Origin of the sequence: Rhodococcus mengyinensis (genome assembly GCF_048381435.1) — a bacterium.
Classification (GTDB): Bacteria; Actinomycetota; Actinomycetes; order Mycobacteriales; family Mycobacteriaceae; genus Rhodococcus_F; species Rhodococcus_F opacus_D.
The window spans coordinates 133,646-152,131 of sequence record NZ_JBLWIT010000115.1; the positions used below are offsets into that span (position 1 = coordinate 133,646).

Annotated in this window: 21 protein-coding genes; 6 read left to right on the forward strand and 15 right to left on the reverse strand. The window is 68.0% G+C overall.

What is annotated here, in order from left to right; all coding sequences use genetic code 11:
- Positions 1-58 precede the first annotated feature (58 nt).
- Positions 59-559, reverse strand: coding sequence for a CinA family protein (locus ACNJ7E_RS25280; protein WP_105414540.1), 501 nt, complete (start codon positions 557-559; stop codon positions 59-61).
- Complete coding sequence (pgsA, locus tag ACNJ7E_RS25285) at positions 556-1,218, reverse strand: CDP-diacylglycerol--glycerol-3-phosphate 3-phosphatidyltransferase (protein WP_105414539.1); 663 nt, start codon at positions 1,216-1,218, stop codon at positions 556-558. Before pgsA ends, ACNJ7E_RS25280 begins: the two co-directional genes overlap by 4 nt.
- Positions 1,219-1,335: 117 nt before the next feature.
- On the opposite strand from pgsA, the gene ACNJ7E_RS25290 reads away from it, so the two are divergent.
- Positions 1,336-1,860, forward strand: coding sequence for an amino-acid N-acetyltransferase (locus tag ACNJ7E_RS25290; RefSeq protein WP_005240737.1), 525 nt, complete (start codon positions 1,336-1,338; stop codon positions 1,858-1,860).
- A gap of 73 nt (positions 1,861-1,933) precedes the next feature.
- Positions 1,934-2,218: a YciI family protein gene (locus tag ACNJ7E_RS25295; RefSeq protein WP_105414538.1), complete on the forward strand. Its 285-nt coding sequence runs from the start codon at positions 1,934-1,936 to the stop codon at positions 2,216-2,218.
- A 42-nt stretch (positions 2,219-2,260) separates the two neighbouring features.
- Here the strand turns inward: ACNJ7E_RS25295 and ACNJ7E_RS25300 are convergent, their stop codons facing one another.
- The 6 genes from ACNJ7E_RS25300 to thyX form a co-directional block, all read right to left on the reverse strand.
- Positions 2,261-3,244 (reverse strand): TerC family protein, encoded by a 984-nt coding sequence (locus tag ACNJ7E_RS25300; protein WP_283331944.1) that lies wholly within the window; start codon positions 3,242-3,244, stop codon positions 2,261-2,263.
- Positions 3,245-3,452: 208 nt separating this feature from the next.
- Positions 3,453-6,083 (reverse strand): DNA translocase FtsK, encoded by a 2,631-nt coding sequence (locus ACNJ7E_RS25305; RefSeq protein ID WP_418341223.1) that lies wholly within the window; start codon positions 6,081-6,083, stop codon positions 3,453-3,455.
- 80 nt (positions 6,084-6,163) lie between these two features.
- Positions 6,164-6,787, reverse strand: coding sequence for a TIGR03085 family metal-binding protein (locus tag ACNJ7E_RS25310; RefSeq protein WP_280783268.1), 624 nt, complete (start codon positions 6,785-6,787; stop codon positions 6,164-6,166).
- A gap of 25 nt (positions 6,788-6,812) precedes the next feature.
- Positions 6,813-8,807, reverse strand: coding sequence for a ribonuclease J (locus ACNJ7E_RS25315; RefSeq protein ID WP_418341224.1), 1,995 nt, complete (start codon positions 8,805-8,807; stop codon positions 6,813-6,815).
- Positions 8,804-9,712, reverse strand: a complete 909-nt coding sequence (dapA, locus tag ACNJ7E_RS25320) for a 4-hydroxy-tetrahydrodipicolinate synthase (RefSeq protein WP_005261164.1) — start codon at positions 9,710-9,712, stop codon at positions 8,804-8,806. The genes ACNJ7E_RS25315 and dapA overlap by 4 nt, the downstream gene beginning before the upstream one ends.
- A gap of 43 nt (positions 9,713-9,755) precedes the next feature.
- Entirely contained in the window at positions 9,756-10,508 is a 753-nt protein-coding gene (thyX, locus tag ACNJ7E_RS25325) for an FAD-dependent thymidylate synthase (protein WP_418341225.1), read from the reverse strand.
- 193 nt (positions 10,509-10,701) lie between these two features.
- Here thyX and ACNJ7E_RS25330 point away from each other — a divergent pair, with 193 nt between their 5' ends.
- The 3 genes from ACNJ7E_RS25330 (at position 10,702) to ACNJ7E_RS25340 (ending at position 12,555) form a co-directional block, all read left to right on the forward strand.
- Positions 10,702-11,514, forward strand: coding sequence for a tyrosine-protein phosphatase (locus ACNJ7E_RS25330; protein WP_418341226.1), 813 nt, complete (start codon positions 10,702-10,704; stop codon positions 11,512-11,514).
- Between the two features lie 27 nt (positions 11,515-11,541).
- Positions 11,542-12,018, forward strand: coding sequence for a toxin-antitoxin system HicB family antitoxin (locus ACNJ7E_RS25335; protein WP_418341227.1), 477 nt, complete (start codon positions 11,542-11,544; stop codon positions 12,016-12,018).
- Positions 12,019-12,120: 102 nt separating this feature from the next.
- Positions 12,121-12,555: an SRPBCC family protein gene (locus ACNJ7E_RS25340; protein ID WP_005240727.1), complete on the forward strand. Its 435-nt coding sequence runs from the start codon at positions 12,121-12,123 to the stop codon at positions 12,553-12,555.
- 4 nt (positions 12,556-12,559) lie between these two features.
- On the opposite strand, the gene ACNJ7E_RS25345 is transcribed toward ACNJ7E_RS25340, so the two are convergent.
- The 5 genes from ACNJ7E_RS25345 to ACNJ7E_RS25365 all read right to left on the reverse strand — a co-directional run bounded on the left by ACNJ7E_RS25345 (position 12,560) and on the right by ACNJ7E_RS25365 (position 16,282).
- Positions 12,560-13,792 carry a winged helix-turn-helix domain-containing protein gene (locus ACNJ7E_RS25345; protein WP_283331950.1) on the reverse strand — a complete coding sequence of 411 codons (1,233 nt, stop codon included), beginning with the start codon at positions 13,790-13,792 and terminating at the stop codon, positions 12,560-12,562.
- A 46-nt stretch (positions 13,793-13,838) separates the two neighbouring features.
- Positions 13,839-14,297 (reverse strand): flavodoxin family protein, encoded by a 459-nt coding sequence (locus ACNJ7E_RS25350; RefSeq protein ID WP_009479998.1) that lies wholly within the window; start codon positions 14,295-14,297, stop codon positions 13,839-13,841.
- Between the two features lie 29 nt (positions 14,298-14,326).
- Complete coding sequence (locus ACNJ7E_RS25355) at positions 14,327-14,806, reverse strand: hypothetical protein (RefSeq protein ID WP_418341228.1); 480 nt, start codon at positions 14,804-14,806, stop codon at positions 14,327-14,329.
- Positions 14,803-15,561 (reverse strand): 4-hydroxy-tetrahydrodipicolinate reductase, encoded by a 759-nt coding sequence (dapB, locus tag ACNJ7E_RS25360; RefSeq protein WP_061701336.1) that lies wholly within the window; start codon positions 15,559-15,561, stop codon positions 14,803-14,805. The genes ACNJ7E_RS25355 and dapB overlap by 4 nt, the downstream gene beginning before the upstream one ends.
- Positions 15,562-15,664: 103 nt before the next feature.
- Entirely contained in the window at positions 15,665-16,282 is a 618-nt protein-coding gene (locus tag ACNJ7E_RS25365; protein ID WP_280783261.1) for a TIGR03086 family metal-binding protein, read from the reverse strand.
- An 89-nt stretch (positions 16,283-16,371) separates the two neighbouring features.
- On the opposite strand from ACNJ7E_RS25365, the gene ACNJ7E_RS25370 reads away from it, so the two are divergent.
- Positions 16,372-16,857: a MarR family winged helix-turn-helix transcriptional regulator gene (locus ACNJ7E_RS25370; RefSeq protein ID WP_280783260.1), complete on the forward strand. Its 486-nt coding sequence runs from the start codon at positions 16,372-16,374 to the stop codon at positions 16,855-16,857.
- Positions 16,858-16,879: 22 nt separating this feature from the next.
- On the opposite strand, the gene ACNJ7E_RS25375 is transcribed toward ACNJ7E_RS25370, so the two are convergent.
- Complete coding sequence (locus ACNJ7E_RS25375; protein WP_317567501.1) at positions 16,880-17,320, reverse strand: YdeI/OmpD-associated family protein; 441 nt, start codon at positions 17,318-17,320, stop codon at positions 16,880-16,882.
- A 33-nt stretch (positions 17,321-17,353) separates the two neighbouring features.
- The gene (locus tag ACNJ7E_RS25380; RefSeq protein ID WP_280783258.1) at positions 17,354-18,460 is read right to left on the reverse strand and encodes a zinc-binding dehydrogenase; all 1,107 of its coding nucleotides are present in this window, start codon (positions 18,458-18,460) and stop codon (positions 17,354-17,356) included.
- Positions 18,461-18,486: the final 26 nt, after the last annotated feature.

Genomic DNA, 18,486 nt, shown 5'->3' on the forward strand with positions numbered 1-18,486 from the left:
CATCCGTCACCTGTCTCGCCTATCTCAACGCGCGAACAGGACCGATTGGTTCCCGACCTTAGCCTGCGGATGTTTCCTGCACACGATCGAGGAGTCCCGACACGGCGGCGGAAACCGCAGATTTGCGAATCTGCCACCGGTCACCGGTCAATCCGAGCTCGCGGACGGCCGAGCCGGACGCCCCGGAAATGCTCAGGAACACGGTGCCGACCGGGTGTCCGTCCTGCATGTCGGGGCCGGCGACACCGGTCAGGCCGACGCCCCAGTCGGCGCCGCAGCGGGCGCGTGCCCCCTCCGCGAGTGCGCGTGCCGTGGACGCCGCCACGGGCCCGTCCGCCGCCAGTCGGGTGGGATCGACCCCGGCGAGGGTGGCCTTCAAGTCGGTGGCGTAGACGACGAGCCCGCCGCGGAGGACGTTGCTGGCGCCGGGCACTCCCGCGATCGTCGCGGTGAGCAGTCCCGCGGTGAGCGATTCCGCGGTGGCCACCGTCTCGCCGCGGGCGGTGAGCACGGCGACCAGGTCACCGGCCCGCGTGCCGTCCACCAGCGGGTCGGTCACGCCCCGGTGCTCGCGTTCGCCTCGACCTTGTGCACCCCGGCCCGGAGACGGACGGCCTGCACGACGTAGTCCAGCCCGGTCACCACCGTCAGCAACACGGCAGCACCCATGAGAATCCAGCCGGCGACCTCGAACCCTTCGGGCAGCGGCAGCAGGTAATAGCCGATCGCGATCGTCTGCACGAGAGTCTTGAGCTTGCCTCCCCTGCCTGCCGGAATGACGGCATGGCGCAGGACCGCGAACCGGAGCAGCGTGATGCCCAGTTCCCGGACGGCGATCACCGCCGTCACCCACCAGGGCAGGTCTCCGAGAATCGACAGGCCCACGAGGGCCGCTCCGATCAGCGCCTTGTCCGCGATGGGATCGGCGAGCTTGCCGAAATCGGTGACGAGGCCGTACTTGCGGGCGAGTTGCCCGTCGATCCGGTCGGTGATGGCCGCGACCGCGAACACACCGGTGGCGATCAGGCGCCACGTCGTCGAGTGTCCGTCGCCGACGAACAGCACGACCAAGAAGACCGGGACCAGCAGGATCCGGAGAATCGTCAGGATGTTCGCGATGTTCAGAAGCGGTACGGTCGTCTCACTCGCGGGTTCCACCGACGGATCCGGGGCCGCCGGTTTGTCGGCGGCCGTCCAACCCTCGCGCTGCGTGCTCATCGCAGCACCGCAGCGTCGAACTGCACCCCGGGACGCAGCGGGGAGTGGGGAGGATTCGTAGGTCGTACCGGCACGTGCCTAAGAATATCGGTACGGCCGTTGGCTAATGTTCACGACATGACTTCTCGGACGCCGGACACCGCCGACAATCAGCTGATCGTGCGGCGAGCACGAACCTCCGACGTACCCGAGATCAAGCGCCTGATCGACATCTACTCCGGCAAGATCCTGCTCGAGAAGAACCTCGTGACCCTGTACGAATCCGTCCAGGAGTTCTGGGTGGCCGAACGCGACGGCAACGTGATCGGTTGTGGCGCAATGCACGTGCTGTGGGCCGACCTCGGCGAGGTACGCACGATCGCGGTCGATCCGTCGGCCAAGGGCCAGGGTGCGGGACACCACGTGGTGGCCAAGTTGATCGAGGTCGCGCGGGAACTCGAACTCGAGCGTCTCTTCGTTCTCACGTTCGAGGTCGACTTCTTCGGCAAGCACGGATTCGTCGAAATCGACGGCACACCCGTGACCGCCGAGGTCTACGCCGAGATGTGCCGCTCGTACGACACCGGTGTCGCCGAATTCCTCGATCTGAGCTACGTCAAGCCGAACACCCTCGGCAATACCCGAATGCTTCTCACCCTCTGAAATCCCAGTGCGTGAGACAGAAGTGCCCTGATCCCATTTTTGTTCGACGAACCCGTCCCGAGAGAGCGAGAACATGTCCCTGTTCGTAGTGGAGTACACATATTCGGCCGACACCGTCGCAGGACGCGACGAGCATCGCCCCGCCCACCGCGAGTGGCTCGGTGAGCTCGCCGAGCGGAAGACCGTCGTGTCGTCCGGCCCGTTCGCCGACGGCAGCGGCGCATTCATCATCGTCGACGCCGCCGACGCGGAGACTGTGGAACTGCTCTTCACCCACGACCCGTTCGCCCGCAACGGACTCGTGGCGGACTCGCGGATCGTGGAATGGGTTCCGGTACTCGGCGAATTCAGTTCCTGACTCGCCGAGCACCGGATACCTCGAGTACGACGCCCGGCGGAACTACTGCGCCGGCGTCGTGTTCCGCGTCTTGAGAAGGCTGGCGACGGTGGTCACTGCCAGCACACCGATGATCACGGCGAGCGAGAACACCGTGGACACCTCCGGTACGGCCACGTGCTCGCCGCCGTTGATGAAGCCCAGCGTGTTCTCGTGCAGGGCGTGCAGCACGAGTTTGACGCCGATGAACGCGAGAATGATCGACAGGCCGTACGACAGGTACACCAGGCGGTCCAGCAGGCCGCCGATGAGGAAGTACAGCTGACGCAGACCCATCAACGCGAACGCGTTGGCCGTGAAGACCAGGTACGGCTCCTGGGTGAGCCCGTAGATCGCGGGAATCGAGTCGAGCGCGAACAGCACGTCGGTGAATCCGATGGCGACCAGCGCGAGCAGTAGCGGCGTCACGACGCGCTTGCCGTTGATCCGCGTGACGAGCTTGTCGCCGTCGTAGGTGTCCGTGGTGGGGAGGATCTTCTTCGCGACGGCGACGATCTTGCTGTCGCGCTCCTCCTCCACCTCTTTCTCGTGCCCGTGATCACGCACCAGCGTGTACGCGGTGTAGATGAGGAACGCACCGAACAGGTAGAACACCCAGCTGTAGGCGTTGATCGCCGCGGCACCGACGCCGATGAAGATGCCGCGCATCACCAGCGCCATCACGATGCCGATCAGCAGTACCTTCTGCTGGTACTCCCGCGGCACCGCGAATGTTCCCATGATGATGACGAACACGAAGAGGTTGTCGACCGACAACGCCTTCTCGGTGACGTAACCGGCGAAATACTCGCCGCCGTACTGACTTCCCCACAACCACATCACGACCAGGCCGAACAGGATCGCGATACCGATGTAGACCGACGACCAGAACGCCGACTCACGGAACGTGGGGGCGTGCGGTGTGCGCACGTGCGCGAAGAAGTCGAAGACGAACAGTCCGAGAATCACCACACAGGTGATGACCCAGACCAGCGGTGACACATGCATGAACACAGACCTCCGGTAGACCTAGCGGGTACCGGAGGTCTCTCCCGCCGCCGGAACCTTGTGTCCGAGCGACTGACAGCCCCGGATCGGCAACGGTGCCGATCGTGTTGACGATGCTGTCACAGAGGTGGGGATACTCCCCTCCAATTCGGTGACCATTCAACCACACTGCGCGAGAATCGCCCATTTCGGACACGCGCACCGCGCCCTACTCCTGATCGGACGGCGCCTCGTTCGGGTCGCCGCCGCGGATCGACCACAACAGACCGTCGAGTTCCTCGGGCTTGATGAGCACGTCACGGGCTTTCGAGCCCTCACTGGGGCCCACCACTCCCCTGGTCTCCATCAGGTCCATCAGGCGGCCGGCCTTGGCGAAACCGACACGCAGCTTGCGCTGCAGCATCGACGTGGACCCGAACTGGCTGGAGACGACGAGTTCCACCGCCTGCAGCAGCACGTCCATGTCGTCGCCGATGTCGGGATCGACATCCTTCTTCTCCCCGACCTTGGCGGCGGTGACGCCGTCGGTGTACTCCGGCTCCGCCTGGTTCTTGCTGAAATCGACGACCGCGGAGATCTCTTCGTCGGTGATGAACGCGCCCTGCAGGCGGGTCGGCTTGCCCGCGCCCATCGGCAGGAACAGCCCGTCACCCATACCGATCAGCTTCTCGGCGCCGGGCTGGTCCAGGATGACCCGGGAGTCGGTCAGGGACGACGTCGCGAAGGCGAGTCGTGACGGCACATTGGTCTTGATCAGACCCGTCACGACGTCCACCGACGGCCTCTGTGTGGCCAGCACGAGGTGGATACCGGCGGCGCGCGCCTTCTGGGTGATCCGCACGATCGCGTCCTCGACGTCACGCGGCGCGGTCATCATGAGGTCCGCGAGTTCGTCGACGATGGCGAGGATGTACGGATACGGCCGGTAGACCCGTTCGCTGCCGAGCGGCGCGGTGATCTCACCCGACTTCACCTTGGAGTTGAAGTCGTCGATGTGGCGGACCCGGTTGGCCTGCATGTCCTGGTAGCGCTGTTCCATCTCCTCCACCAGCCAGGCCAGCGCGGCCGCGGCCTTCTTCGGCTGGGTGATGATGGGCGTGATGAGGTGCGGTATGCCCTCGTAGGGCGTCAACTCCACCATCTTGGGGTCGATGAGGATCATCCGCACTTCGACGGGTGTCGCACGGGACAGCAGCGACACCAGCATCGAGTTCACGAAGCTCGACTTACCGGAACCCGTGGAACCGGCCACGAGCAGGTGCGGCATCTTCGCGAGGTTGGCGCTGACGAAGTTGCCCTCGATGTCCTTGCCGAGCCCGATCACCAGCGGGTGGTGGTCCTTGCGTGTGCTCGGGGCGGTGAGCACGTCGGCGAGGCGCACCATCTCGCGGTCGGAGTTGGGGACCTCGATGCCGACCGCGGACTTGCCGGGGATCGGCGCGAGCAGGCGCACGTTGTCGGTGGCGACGGCGTACGCGATGTTGCGGGCGAGCGCGGTGATCTTCTCGACCTTCACACCCGGTCCGAGCTCCACCTCGTAGCGGGTGACGGTCGGGCCGCGGGTGAATCCGGTGACGGCCGCATCGATCTTGAACTGCTCGAGGACCTCGGTGATCGCCTCGATCATCGCGTCGTTGGCGGAACTGCGCTTCTTCGGCGGATCGCCCTCGATGAGCAGCGACGTCGGGGGCAGCGTGTAATCGCCCTCGACCACCCGGTCGGTCACGAACTTGTCGACGTCGGGCAGCGGCTCCGGTTCGGGCTCCGGCTTGGGGGCGACGACCGGCTTGGCCCTGGCGCGCGCCGGTTTGGGCACCGGCGCAGGCGCCGGGACGGGTTCCGTGGCGGGCTCGGTCTCCCACAGCCCGAGCACCTCCGTCTTCGCGGTATCGCTGACGTCGTACTCGTCGGTGGGGTAGTTGTCGGCCGGGGCACCCCGGCCCCCGGTCTTGTAGTCGTCGACCGGGTAGCCGTCGGCGTCGAAGAGCGTGGGGTCGTATTCGCCGTCTTCGTAGTACTCGCTGTCGTAGTCGGCGTAGTGGTCGCGGCCGAACGACGTGCCGAAGTACGACTGCAGCTTGCCGGGCACCTCGCGGACCGTGGTTCCGGTCAGCAACAGGACACCGAACAGTGCCGCCATCAGCAGTAGCGGAGCGGCGAGCCACACGGTCAGGCCGTCCGTCAGTGGACCTCCCGCCGCGTATCCGACGAACCCGGCGCCACGTGCCCTGCCCTCGGCGTCGGTGGGCGAACCGGTCGCGATGTGCCAGAGCCCGAGAGCGGGCAGACCGACCAGCAGCGACCCCAGGACCAGTCTCGGCCGGATCTCGGGTTTCGGCTCGGTCCGCATCAGGATCACCGCGACGGCGACGCCGATCAGGGGCAGGACCCCGGACGCCCCACCAAACACGGCACGGACTCCGGTCTCGATCCACTCGCCCACCGGACCGCCCGCGGAGAACCAGATTCCGCCGGCGACCACGACGCTGATCGCGATCAATCCGAGCGCGATGCCGTCGCGCCGGTGGCCCTGTTCGATCTCGGCAGCCTTGCCGACCGTGCGGGTGGTGGCCCCGACGCCCTTGGCCATCAGCGACCAGCCGGCACCGATCCCCCTGCCCACCGACTTGAGGGGACCGGACGTGGACGGCTTCTTCGCGGCGGGCCTCCGGGCGCCGCCGCGGGAGCCGCCACCCCGCGGCGAAGTGGGTTTGCGCGGAGTGCTGACCGTCCGGGTCGTGCGGGACTTCGGCTTGGACGTGGTCGAGCCGCCTCGCACGCCCGTCCTCGCCGTGGACGTCGTCGTGCTCGAACCGCGGGCGCTCGCCTTACCTGCCATGGCTCCCAGATTAGTCGCTACGGCACCTTCCGGACCATCCGCAACACCCGTAACACAGGGACACCTGCGGCGAAATGCCCTCAGAACCCTCGGTCGAGGGAGGTCACGGCCTCGATGTCGGCAGTCTCACCATCGGCCTCGATCCGTACCTGATCCCGGCCGAACGCGTGCAGGGCGAGTTCCGACGGCTCACCGCGCAGGATCACCCGGCCGGCGCCGGCCTTGCGCACGGTGGACTGCTCTCCGGACGGCCGCTCGAGCACCACCGTCACCGGGGAGTGCCGGTAGCCGAGCTTTCCGACCTTGCGGGCGAGACCCCACAGCGCGTCCTGGCGCTTGTCCGGCAGGACCCGCGGTTCCCATCCGTCGTGGGCGCGGCGCACGTCCTCGTGATGGACGAACATCTCCCCCAGGTTCACCTGCGCGTCCACCCAGTACATCGGCGACCACATCGGCGGACCCGACCGGACCTCGTCCAGCAGGCGGCTCCACGGACGTTTCGCCGTCTCGTTCTGGACGTGTTCCGTGTAGCCGGCGAGCCGACCCACGACGATGCCGGGGGCAGCGTCGAGGCGTCGTTCGCGCACGATCAGGTGGGCAGCCAGGTCCCGGTTGGTCCACGTCCCGCAGAGGGTCGGGGCGTCGGGACCGAATTCGGCCATCGAGTCGACGAGGGCGAGGCGTTCATCTCGGGCGAAGGTCACCCGACCGAATCTACCTGCCGGAGAACTACTTGCCCTCGGCCGACGGCACCGCGATGACAGTCGGGACGATCATCGGCCGGCGACGGTACTTGTCCGCCACCCATTTGCCGACGACGCGCCGGATCGCCTGGGCGATGCGGTGAGCGTCGTTGATGCCCTCGGTGGCCAATCGCAGGAGTTCCGCCTCGACCAGCTGAGCCGCATCCTTGAGGGCCGTGGGGTCGTCGGAGAATCCGCGTCCGGACACCTCGGGGGTGCTGACCGCACGACCCGTGTGGTCGTCGATGACGACGTTGATGGCGATGAATCCACCCTCACCGAGGACCAGCCGGTCCGACAGCGTGGAGTCGCCGACGTCACCGACGGACAGTCCGTCGACGTAGACGTGCCCGACGGGAACCTGCCCGACGATCTCGGCGAGACCGTCGACCATGTCGACCACCACGCCGTCCTCGGCGAGCACGATCCGGTCCTCCGGCACGCCGGTGGCCTTCGCGAGGGCGGCGTTGGCGCGCAGGTGACGCCATTCGCCGTGAACCGGCATGGCGTTGGTGGGCCGGACCGCGTTGTACAGGTACAGGAGCTCGCCCGCCGACGCGTGACCGGAGACGTGCACCTTCGCGCTCTGCTGGGTGACGACGGTGGCGCCGCGCTTGGCGAGTCCGTTGACGACGGCGAACACGGAGTTCTCGTTGCCCGGGATCAGCGAGGACGCCAGCACGACGAGATCGTTCGCCCGGATGTTGATCTGCCGGTGCTCACCGCGGGCCATCCGCGACAACGCCGACAGCGGTTCACCCTGCGAGCCGGTGGAGATGAGAACGAGCCGATCGTCGGGCAGGTTGGCCGCGGTGTCGATGTCGACCACCAGGCCGTCCGGCACGGTCAGGTATCCGAGATCCTGCGCGATCTGCATGTTGCGGACCATCGACCGGCCCACGAACGCCACCCGCCGGTTGTACCGGTGGGCGACGTCGACCACCTGCTGGATGCGGTGTACGTGACTGGCGAAGGAGGCCACGATCACGCGCTGTTTGGCCTTGCCGATGACGTTGTCGAGCACTCCCCCGATCTCACGTTCGGGGGTGACGAATCCCGGCACCTCGGCGTTGGTGGAGTCGACCAGGAACAGGTCGACTCCCTCGTCGCCGAGACGGGAGAAGCCCGCGAGGTCGGTGAGCCTGCCGTCGAGCGGAAGCTGGTCGAGCTTGATGTCACCGGTGTGCAGCACGACGCCGGCGTCGGTCCGGATCGCGACGGCGATGGCGTCGGGGATCGAGTGGTTGACGGCGAAATACTCGCACTCGAACGGACCGTGATCGGTGCGCTGCCCCTCGACGACCTCGACGAGGTTGGGGCGCTGGCGGTGCTCACGGCACTTGGCCGCGACGAGCGCGAGCGTGAACCGCGAACCCACCACGGGCAGATCCGGCCGCAGGCGCAGCAGGAACGGGATGGCGCCGATGTGGTCCTCGTGGCCGTGCGTGAGGACCACGGCCTCGACGTCGGCCATCCGGTCCTCGATGTGCCGGAAGTCCGGGAGGATCAGGTCGACACCCGGCTGCTGGTCTTCCGGGAACAGCACACCGCAGTCGACGATGAGCAGCTTGCCCTGGTGCTCGAAGACGGTCATGTTGCGACCGATCTCGCCGATACCGCCCAGCGCCACCACTCGCAGACCCTTGAACGGAGCCTTCGGCGGGGCACCGAGCCGGGCTGTCGGATCGACCGACGCCGGCCGCGTGTCCTGACGCTTGTTGCCGCCGCCGCGCCTGCCGGAGCGGGACGACGACTTGTTGGCGGCGCCGCCCTTCGTGGAGGAGGTCTTCACGGGCGCGGACTTGGCCTGCTCCGACTTCGGAGCCGACGGCTGGTCGGCGACGACGGGCGCCGACTTCGGCGGCTCGGCGACAACCGGCGGCTCGGTGGCCGGGGGCGCCGACTTCGACGGCTCGCTTGCGATGGGGGAAGGGGGACCGGCCTGACGGCTGGCACTGCGACGACGAGGCGGTCGGGTCACGCGAGCACCCCCGCAGCGTGCAGATCGGCGGCCAACAGGTCGAGCTGATCGTGGGTGGGTGCCACCTGCGGCAACCGGGGTTCGCCGACGTCCAGGCCGATCAGGCGCAGACCCGCCTTCGACGCGCTGACGCCGCCGAGACGCGCCACCGAGCGGATGACCGGGATCAGGCTGAGGTTGATCGCGCGGGCGCGGGCGATGTCACCGGCCGCGAACGCCGTGTGCAGTTCGCGCAACCGGCCGGGCACGAGGTGCCCGATGACGCTGACGAATCCCGTCGCGCCCACCGACAGCCACGGCAGGTTGAGTGGATCGTCACCCGAGTAGAACTGGAGGTCCGTCGTGCCGATCAGCTCGGCGCCTGCGTTGAGGTCGCCCTTGGCGTCCTTGACCGCGACGATGCGCGGGTTCTCGGCGAGGCGCCGGATGGTCTCGGTCTCGATGGGGACCACGGAGCGGGGTGGAATGTCGTAGAGCATGACCGGAAGGTCGGTGGCGTTGGCGACGGCGGTGAAATGGGCGAACAGTCCGGCTTGCGGCGGACGCGAGTAGTAGGGGGTGACGACGAGGAGGCCCTGCGCGCCCGCGCGGGCGGCGTCACGGGCGAGTTCGACGCTGTGCGCGGTGTCGTTGCTGCCCGCGCCGGCGATGATCTTCGCGCGGTTGCCCACCGCGTCGATCACTGCCCGGAGCAGCTCGAGCTTCTCGTTCTCGGTGGTCGTCGGCGACTCACCGGTCGTACCGGCGAGGACGAGGGAGTCGCATCCGTTGTCGACGAGGTACGCCGCGAGGCGGACACCGGCGTCGACGTCCAGCTTTCCGTCCGAGGTGAACGGCGTCACCATCGCTGTGGACACGGTGCCGAACGGACGCTCGACGGGAGAAGCGGAATCACCGTAGGTCATGGTCAGAAGGCTACCCGGTGACCCAGGTACTTTTGCACACCAGTCACGCGTCGGCGGAAAACGTGCTCCGCGCCACCTCCGTGCCGTCGCCCCAGACCAGTACCTCGAAGTCGCCGAAGACATTCGGCGCGGCCGCCTGCAGCTGCCTCAGGCACTCGACCGCGACGCGGCGAATCTCCACGTCGGCGTGCTCGGTGGCCCGCATCGAGACGAAGTGCCGCCACGCCCGGTAATTGCCGGTGACCACCACGCGGGTCTCCGTGGCGTTGGGCAGGACGGCCCTCGCGGCCTGCCTCGCCTGCTTGTTGCGCAGCGGCACGCTGGAGGTGTCCGCCAGTTTCGCCTCGAGGGTCTCGAGGAGTTCGCCGTACGCCGCCCGGCTCGCGTCGGTGGCCTTCGCGAACAGCTCCTCGAGTTCCGGGTCTCCCGCGATCGCGGGAGGGAGGACGACATTGCCGTCGTTCTCGCGCACGAAGCGCTGCGACAGCTGCGAGTAGGAGAAGTGGCGGTGCCGGATCAACTCGTGGCTGCAGGACCGGGAGATGCCGGTGATGTAGAAGCTGACGGTGCCGTGTTCGAGGACCGACTCGTGCCCGACCTCGAGCAGATGGCGCAGATATCCGGCGTTCGTCGCGGTGCGGGGGTTGGGTTTGGACCAGCTCTGGTAGCACGCCCGGCCCGCGAACTCCGCCAGCGCTTCGCCGCCGTCGGCGTCGGTCTCCCACGGAATGTCCGCCGGCGGAAAGAACTCCGTCTTCGCGACGAGTTGCACCCTGAGCGGCACGGTCTGCGGCACTGCGCTGTTCCTCCTACCGAACTCCCTGGTCGGGAGTCCCTCCTGAATGCATCGACCCTAGTCGTAGCGGTGATCGGGGGCTCGGCGTGCCCCGTTCCGGCAAGGGCCCGGTTCCCGTGTGTTCACCCGCGCGTGTCAGTCTCGTCTCGCCCACACTTTCGGTGGCGCCGCAGATTCGCGAGGGAGACTTCCTGTGCAGTACCGGACAGTCCGCGCGCGCCGCGCCGTCGTGATCGCAGTTCTCGGGACAGCGGTTCTCGGGGCCGCTCCCCCGGCGTTCGCCGGACCGCCCGCGACGGGACCGTCGGTTACCGAGAGTCCGGCACAGCACACGGCCGTGCAGCGCTCGCTCGGGCTCGAGGGTGCCCGAAACGCCCGTGACATCGGTGGATACCCGACGGCAGACGGTTCCGTCGTCCGCTCCGGTCTGGTGTTCCGCACGGACGCGCTGGACAGGCTGACCCCGCGCGACCTCGCGCAACTCGAAGCCTCGAACGTCACGATCGCCGACGACCTCCGCACGACGTACGAGCGGACGCTCGCACCGGATCGACTTCCGGCCGGGGCAGCCGGGAACTGGTACGACGTGCTCGGGCAGTCACCGATCACCACTCTGGTCGACATGCCCGCCGCCTACCGCGCCTTCGTGACGGGACCGGGTGCGAACGAGGCGTTCTCGGCGGTTCTGCACGACATCGCGGCGTCCGACGGCGCCGTGATCTACCACTGCAGCGCTGGCAAGGACCGCACCGGGTGGACGACGGCCGTGCTGCTCACCCTCCTCGGGGTCCCGCGCGAGGCGGTGACCGCGGACTATCTGCTCAGCAACACCTACCGCGGCGCCGATCCGGAGCATCCGGGACTGGACGGCGTCGACCAGGCGTGGCTCGACATCGCGTTCGACACGGCCGTCGCCACCTATGGCAGCTTCGACGCCTACGTGTCGGAGGGGCTGAAGTTGTCCGAGGGCGACATCGCCCAGCTGAAGTCACGACTGCTTGACTGACGTCATTTATGACGCCATGATGGCGTCATGGACCTCGGCAACTACGTCTCCCGGCTGCAAGACGACCTGAACGCGGCAGCCGCACTCGGCGACGAGCAGACGCGGGCGACCGCGTCGGCGCTCGCCGCCGCGATTGAACCCTCCGCCCGTCTCCTTCTGCTCTCGGCGCTCACCGATTTCGCGAGTGAAGTGTCGTCCGAGCTGGGCAATCGCACCGTCGGTGTGCGTCTGAACGGCAGCGAGGTGGCGGTCGACGTGCATCGCACCCCCACCGCGCCGGGGCCGGACGGGGACGGGACGACGACTGCCGAGGACCTGGGTGCCGCCTTCGATGACGTCACCGGTGACATCAGCCGCGTCACTCTGCGTCTGATGGATCAGATCAAGTCGAAGGCCGAGGAGGCCGCCTCCCAGAACGGGGTGTCGCTCAATTCCTGGGTGTCGCAGGCGGTCCAGGGCGCGCTCAAGGACCAGATGCGCCGCAGCGGGAGAGACAATTTCTGAGCACCGGCGTACTCACTCCACGCGCCCGTCGGCGGCGGTGATGTAATTACGTCGCATCAGCCACACGGTGAGAGTCGCCACGGGCTCGAAGGAGCGAAGAACATGGCCGTTTCCGGCGTCAAGGAATTCGAGATCAAGGCCGATCCGGCCACGGTGATGGCCGCGATCGCTGCGGTGGATCGCCTGCCCGAGTGGTCCTCGGCCCACAAGTCGGTCACCATCGAGAGCACACACGACGACGGCCGCCCCCATCGAGTCCGGATGAGCGTCTCCATCCTCGGGATCAGCGACGAGCAGGTCGTCGACTACACGTTCGAGGGCGACGACACGGTGTCGTGGCACCTCGTCGAGAGCGGCCAGCAGAACGCCCAGGACGGCTCGTACGTCCTCACCGAGTCCGGCGCAGGCACCAAGGTCACATTCGAGTTGACGGTCGACCCGAAGATCCCGCTGCCCGGGTTCCTCGTGAAGAAGGCGCAGAAGACGGCACTCGAGACCGCGAGCAAGGGTCTGACGAAGTTCGTCGAGAGCCTGTAGTTCCTCACTCTCCTCGCGGCCGCACCGCCGCGGCCGCGAGGAGGGCACCGAGGTTGCCGCGATCGTCCACCCGGACGTCGTCCAGACCCAACCACGTTGCCATTCTTCGCAGTTCCGGGAGCAGCGCCTCCACCACATGCCCCGGATTCCGGTCGGGTTCCACGAACGCGGATCGCACCTCGAGCGTTCCCGACGCACGGTCGGCCTTGAGATCGACCCTCGCGACCAGTTCACCGTTCAGCAGGAACGGAAAGACGTAGTACCCGTGGACACGTTTGTGCGCGGGGGTATAGATCTCGAGGCGGTACCGGAAGTCGAATATCCGCTCGGTCCGGGGACGGCAGAAGACCAGCGGATCGAACGGGCACAACAGCGCCGCACCCTCCACCTTCCGGGGAACCCGGACGTCGCGGTGAACGAGTGCCGGCGCATCCCAGCCGCGGACTCCCACCCGTTCCAGGATCCCGTCCTCGACGAGTTCCTCGATGGCCGAGGCGGTCTGCGCCGGCGACAGTCGGTAATAGTCACGGAGGTCGGGTTCGGTGGCCACACCGAGGGCCCGCGCGGACCGCTGCACGAGGCCACGGACGGCATCGTCCTCCGAGACTTCCTCGGCGAGTATCGCTTTCGGCAGCACACGTTCGCTCAGGTCGTAGTGACGGGTGAAGGCGACCCGCTTGTCCACCGCCAGTGCGCCGGACGCGAACAGTTGCTCGCACACCACTTTGGTGTCGCTGCGATCCCACCACGGCCCCTTGCGGTCCGGCTTGTCGACCTCGAGGTGTTTTTCCACGTCGCTCGCGCTGCACGCACCGACGGCGCCGATCACGTCGAGCACGTCGGCGGCGAGCGTGGGATTGCGATCGAGCACGCGGGATTCGCCGGACCAGCGACCGTGCCGGTACCGGTGCATCCGCCAGCGCATCAGCGGCCAGTCCTCGACGGGGATGAACGCTGCCTCGTGGGCCCAGTACTCCGCCAGCATCCGGGGTGCGCGGGCAGAATGCGACCACGCCGCCGAATCGACCAGCCCGCGGTCGTAGACACCGAGACGGCTGAACAGCGGGACGTAGTGGGCGCGCACCGCCACCGACACCGAGTCGATCTGGAACAGCCGCACTCGGTCGAGGACCGAACGGACGTGCCTGCGTGTCGGCGCCCCAGCCGGTTTCCGGTCGGCGAACCCCTGCGCCCAGAGCGCCGATCTCCGGGCCGCGGCTGCGGTCATCTCACGCATGCCCGCAGCCTGCCATCAACCACCGACACGTTGCCGGCCGCGACCGTCAGGCGTCCTCGGCCAGCGTCACCGCGACCGTCGCGCCGAGTTCGTAGCACCGCTCCCGTGCGCTCGCGTCGAGCGATCCGGTCAGTTCCAGGATCTCGGCCACCTGCGTGAGTGCCAACCCGGTCACGATCTTCTGCACCGATGTCACGGCCCCGGCGGTGTCGTTGTTGCCGTGGACCCAGAGCCCGTAGGGGCGGCCGGCGACCGCGTCGAGGCACGGGTAATAGACGGTGTCGAAGAAATGCTTCAGCGCACCGGACATGTACCCGAAGTTGGCGGACGTCCCGAACAGGAACCCGTCTGCTGCCAGGACGTCGGGCACGGTCGCGCCGAGAGCGGGGATCGACTTCACCTCGACGCCGTCGATGTCGGGGTCCCGCGCGCCTTTCAGCACGGCTTCGAGGCACTCACGGGTCACCGGCGACGGCGTGTGGTGGACGACGAGTAGTGACTTCACAGTCGTCAGCGTACGACCGGGCCCGTTTCCTACCGGCCGGGCTCGCCTTCCCGTTCGACGCGTTCGAGTTCCACGGCCCGTTTCATCGTCTCCCGGGCCCTGCCGCGGTCGCCGGCGTAGTCGTAGGCGCGGGCGAGGCGGTACGAGTTCCGCCAATTGTCCGGGTCTGCTTCCCATTCGGATTTGACCTGCTGGAACAGTGCGTCGGCGGCATCCCGGTCGATGCGGCCCGAGGGGCGCTTCGGCAGATCGGTGACATTCAGTTCGAGCCCCTCGTCGGCGATGCGGCGGGACAGATGCTGATGCTGGAATCCGGCGCGCAGCGTGGCGTAGACGATCCAGGCGCCCAGGAACGGCAGGATCAGGACGCCGACACCCAGGCCGATCGCGGCCGCTCCGCCGTCCTGGATCAGCTCGATCCCGCGTTGGCCGAGAAGGACGAAGTAGAACGCCAGCGCCGCGACCAGCAGTCCGATCGTGACGACGGTCTTGGTCGAGCCGTCCTTCACAGGTCGAGAAGGGGGTCGATACCGACGGTCAGGCCGGGACGGGAGCCGATCTCCCGTACCCCGAGCAGGACGCCGGGGGCGAAGGAATTGCGATCGATCGAGTCGTGCCGGATGGTCAGCGTCTCGCCCTGTGTGCCGAGGATGACCTCCTGATGGGCGACGAGACCTGCCAGCCGCACGGAATGCACCCGCACGCCGTCCACGTCGGCGCCGCGGGCACCGTCCAGTTCGGTGGTCGTGGCGTCGGGGCTCGGTCCCACGCCCGCCTTGCGGCGTGCCTCCGAGATGAGCGCGGCGGTCCGGTAGGCGGTGCCGGACGGCGCGTCCGCCTTGTTGGGGTGATGCAACTCGATGACCTCGACGGAATCGAAGAATCGTGCCGCCGCCTCGGCGAAACGCATGGAGAGAACGGCACCGATCGCGAAGTTCGGGGCGATCAGGACCCCGACCTCGGGCCGCTCCGACACCCACGACCGCACCGTGTCGAGCCGGGCGTCGTCGAAGCCCGTCGTGCCCACGACGGCATGAATACCGTTGGACACGAGGAACTTCAGGTTGTCCATCACCACGTCGGGGTGGGTGAAGTCGACGACGACCTGCGTGCCGGCCTCGACGAACGTCTCCAGCCGGTCGCCGTGATCGACCTCCGCGACGAGTTCGAGGTCCGGTGCCTGCTCCACCGCCTCGCAGATCGCTCGGCCGACCTTGCCCTTGGCCCCGAGAACCCCGACCCTGATGGGTGCTGCTGCGCTCACTTCTCCACGCTCCGTCCAGTCACAACGATTCGCCCGAAAGCCTACGCAATCGCCGGGTGCCGGCCGGTGTGCAGGGGCGGGGCGGGAGACCTGCGTCTCGTCGTCAGACGCGGCCGGCCTCGTACTCGGGGTGCCAGTGCGGTGATCGGCCGAGCAGCGACAGCACGGTGTCGAAATCGGCGGAGTCGGGGTCGGTCGGCAGGCCGGGCGCGAACGCGGCTCCCTCGCGCATCCGGTCTGCCCCGTCCGGGACGAGTCGTGCGATCGGGAGAACCGCAGCCACCATGCCGGATTCGGGCGCGAAGTCGAGCCCGAGTGACCGGGCGACGTCCCACGAGTGCACGACGTAGTCGAGGAAGTGGAACCCGACGGCCGTGGATGCGGGGAACGGGAACTCGGTGCTGATCTCCGGTAACCAGAACTGTCGCTCCCCGACGCCATCCCTTGTGAAGGCCTCGATGACGGTGTGGGCCGCCGAGCGGTACGCGCCAACGGGATCCGCCGACGTGTGCGGCTGCCAGTTCGACGGGTCGGGACCGCCGCCCGCGGCCGCTGCGGCGAATCCCAGGTGCTGCACGGTCATATGGGCCAGCAGTTCCCCGAGAGTCCACTGCGCACACGGGGTCGCGCGCTGCAGATCGTCGCGGGTCACCTGCGACACGAACTCCACACTCGATTGCACGGCGCGGACATCCCAGCGCCGGACCTCGTCCACATCCATCGTCGACACCTCGTCCTCGACCCGAATTGATACGCGTCCGCTTATCATCTACCTCAGCCTATGATTGGTCAAGGTGTATTTTCTGCGATATGCCCAGCCTCGACCCGACCAGCGGACAGCACGAACGCACTCGCCCCGACCTCGCGGCGATGACGACCGCTCTGAACCGTTCGCTGGTGGCGGCAGAACTCCCCGTGCTCGCGGAGCACGGACTCACCATGTGGGGATACGTCGTGCTCCTGGCACTCGACGAGCACCCGCTGCGCACCCAGGCCGCGCTCGCGGAAGCAATCGGCGCCGACAAGACCAGGATCATCGGCGTGCTGGACGACCTGCAGGTCCGTGGTCTGATCGACCGTCAGCGCGATCCCGCGGACCGCCGGGCCCGCCTGCTGTCGCTGACCCCGGACGGGCACGACGTGCGCGACTCGGCGCAGGCGGCGATCCGGCGAGGCGAGGAGCGGCTCCTGGCCAGGTTGCCGGAGCGCGACCGCAAGGGATTCGTGTCCGCGCTGATCGCGCTGTCGACTCTGCCGGTCGAGGACATCACCGGGCGCCCGGCCGACTCCGCCTGACGGAAATTGCTGCCGGTTGGCCTCAGCCCTGCCGCAGCGCGTCCACGGCCTTGCCGATCCGGCGTTGCCGGGTCTCGTCCGTCTTGGCACCCTCTATCGAGAGCACGTGGCGCCGCTGGTTGCTGTACGACAGTGCGTCGAACGCCGTTCTCGCGTCCGGTTGCCGGTCGAGCGCGTCGGCGAAGTCGGGCGGAACCGTCACGACCCTGGGTTCGGTGTCGAGTTCGACGTCGACGTCCACCTCGTCGCCTGCCGCGGCGCCCGCACCTGCCCTGTTCTCGGCACTGAGCGGAATCATGAACGCGCCACCCATCGGCGCGACCGTGGTGCGGTAGGTGTGACCGCCGATCGTGACCCGGACCGCGGGACGCCTACCCGATCCCAGTTCCGCGACGACGTCCTCGGGGATCCGGAAACCGGTCGCGGTCTTGCCGCCCAGCTCGATGGTGGTGCGAAACCTCATGGGCAGAATTCTGCCCGCGACCGGCCCGCCGGGTCAGTCGAACACGATGATCTGCCGGATCGCCTTGCCGTCGGCGAGTTCGTCCATGCCGCGGTTGATGTCGTCGAGCGTGATGCGGGAGGAGATGAGCTTCTCCACCGGAAGCTTCCCGGCGCGCCAGAGGTCCTCGTAGATCGGGATGTCCCGCGACGGCACCGCCGACCCGAGGTAGCTGCCGATGATGGTGCGGGCCTCGGCCACCAGGGTGAGCGGGGAGATCGACGACCGCGCGTCGGGGGACGGCAAACCGACGGTGATCGTCTTGCCACCGGGAGCGGTCGCGCGCACAGCCGACTCGAATGCGCGCGCGTTGCCGGCCGCCTCGATGACGATGGGTGCCCGGACACCGGCTTCCTCGAGCTCCGCCGGGGTGTAGACGGCCGTCGCGCCGAGTTCGCGTGCGGTCTGCAGCTTCTCGGGAACGGCATCGACGCCGATGACCTCGCCGGCACCCCGGGAGACCGCCGTCAGGATCGCGGCCATCCCCACTCCACCGAGCCCGACGACCATCACGGCCTGGCCGGGTTGCGGATCGCCCGCGTTGAGGACGGCACCGCCGCCGGTGAGGACGGCGCATCCGAGCACGGCCGCCACATCGGCGGGGACGTCGTCGCCGACGGGAACGACCGAGCGGCGGTTGACGACCGCGTGCGTTGCGAATCCGGACACCCCGAGGTGGTGGTGCACGGTGTCGCCGCCGCGGTGCAGTCGCGCTCCCCCGTCGAGCAGGGTTCCGTCGTTGTTGGCACCGGTGCCGGGCACGCACGGCATCCGGCCGTCGGTGGCGCAGCCCTCGCACTCCCCGCAGCGAGGGAGGAACGTCATCACGACGCGCTGTCCGACCGTGACGTCGTCGACTCCGGCTCCGAGTTGCGTGATCCGCCCCGCAGCCTCGTGCCCGAGCAGCATCGGGACCGGGCGCACCCGGTTGCCGTCGACGACGGACAGGTCGGAATGGCATAGGCCCGCCGCCTCGATCTGGACGAGGATCTCGCCCTCACCGGGCTCGTCGAGGTCGAGTTCGGAGATCGAGATCGGCGCCGACTCGGCGAACGGGCGGGTTCTCCCGATCTCCTCGAGTACCGCTCCACGGATCTTCATCTCGGGCTTCTCCTCTGGTTTCGGCG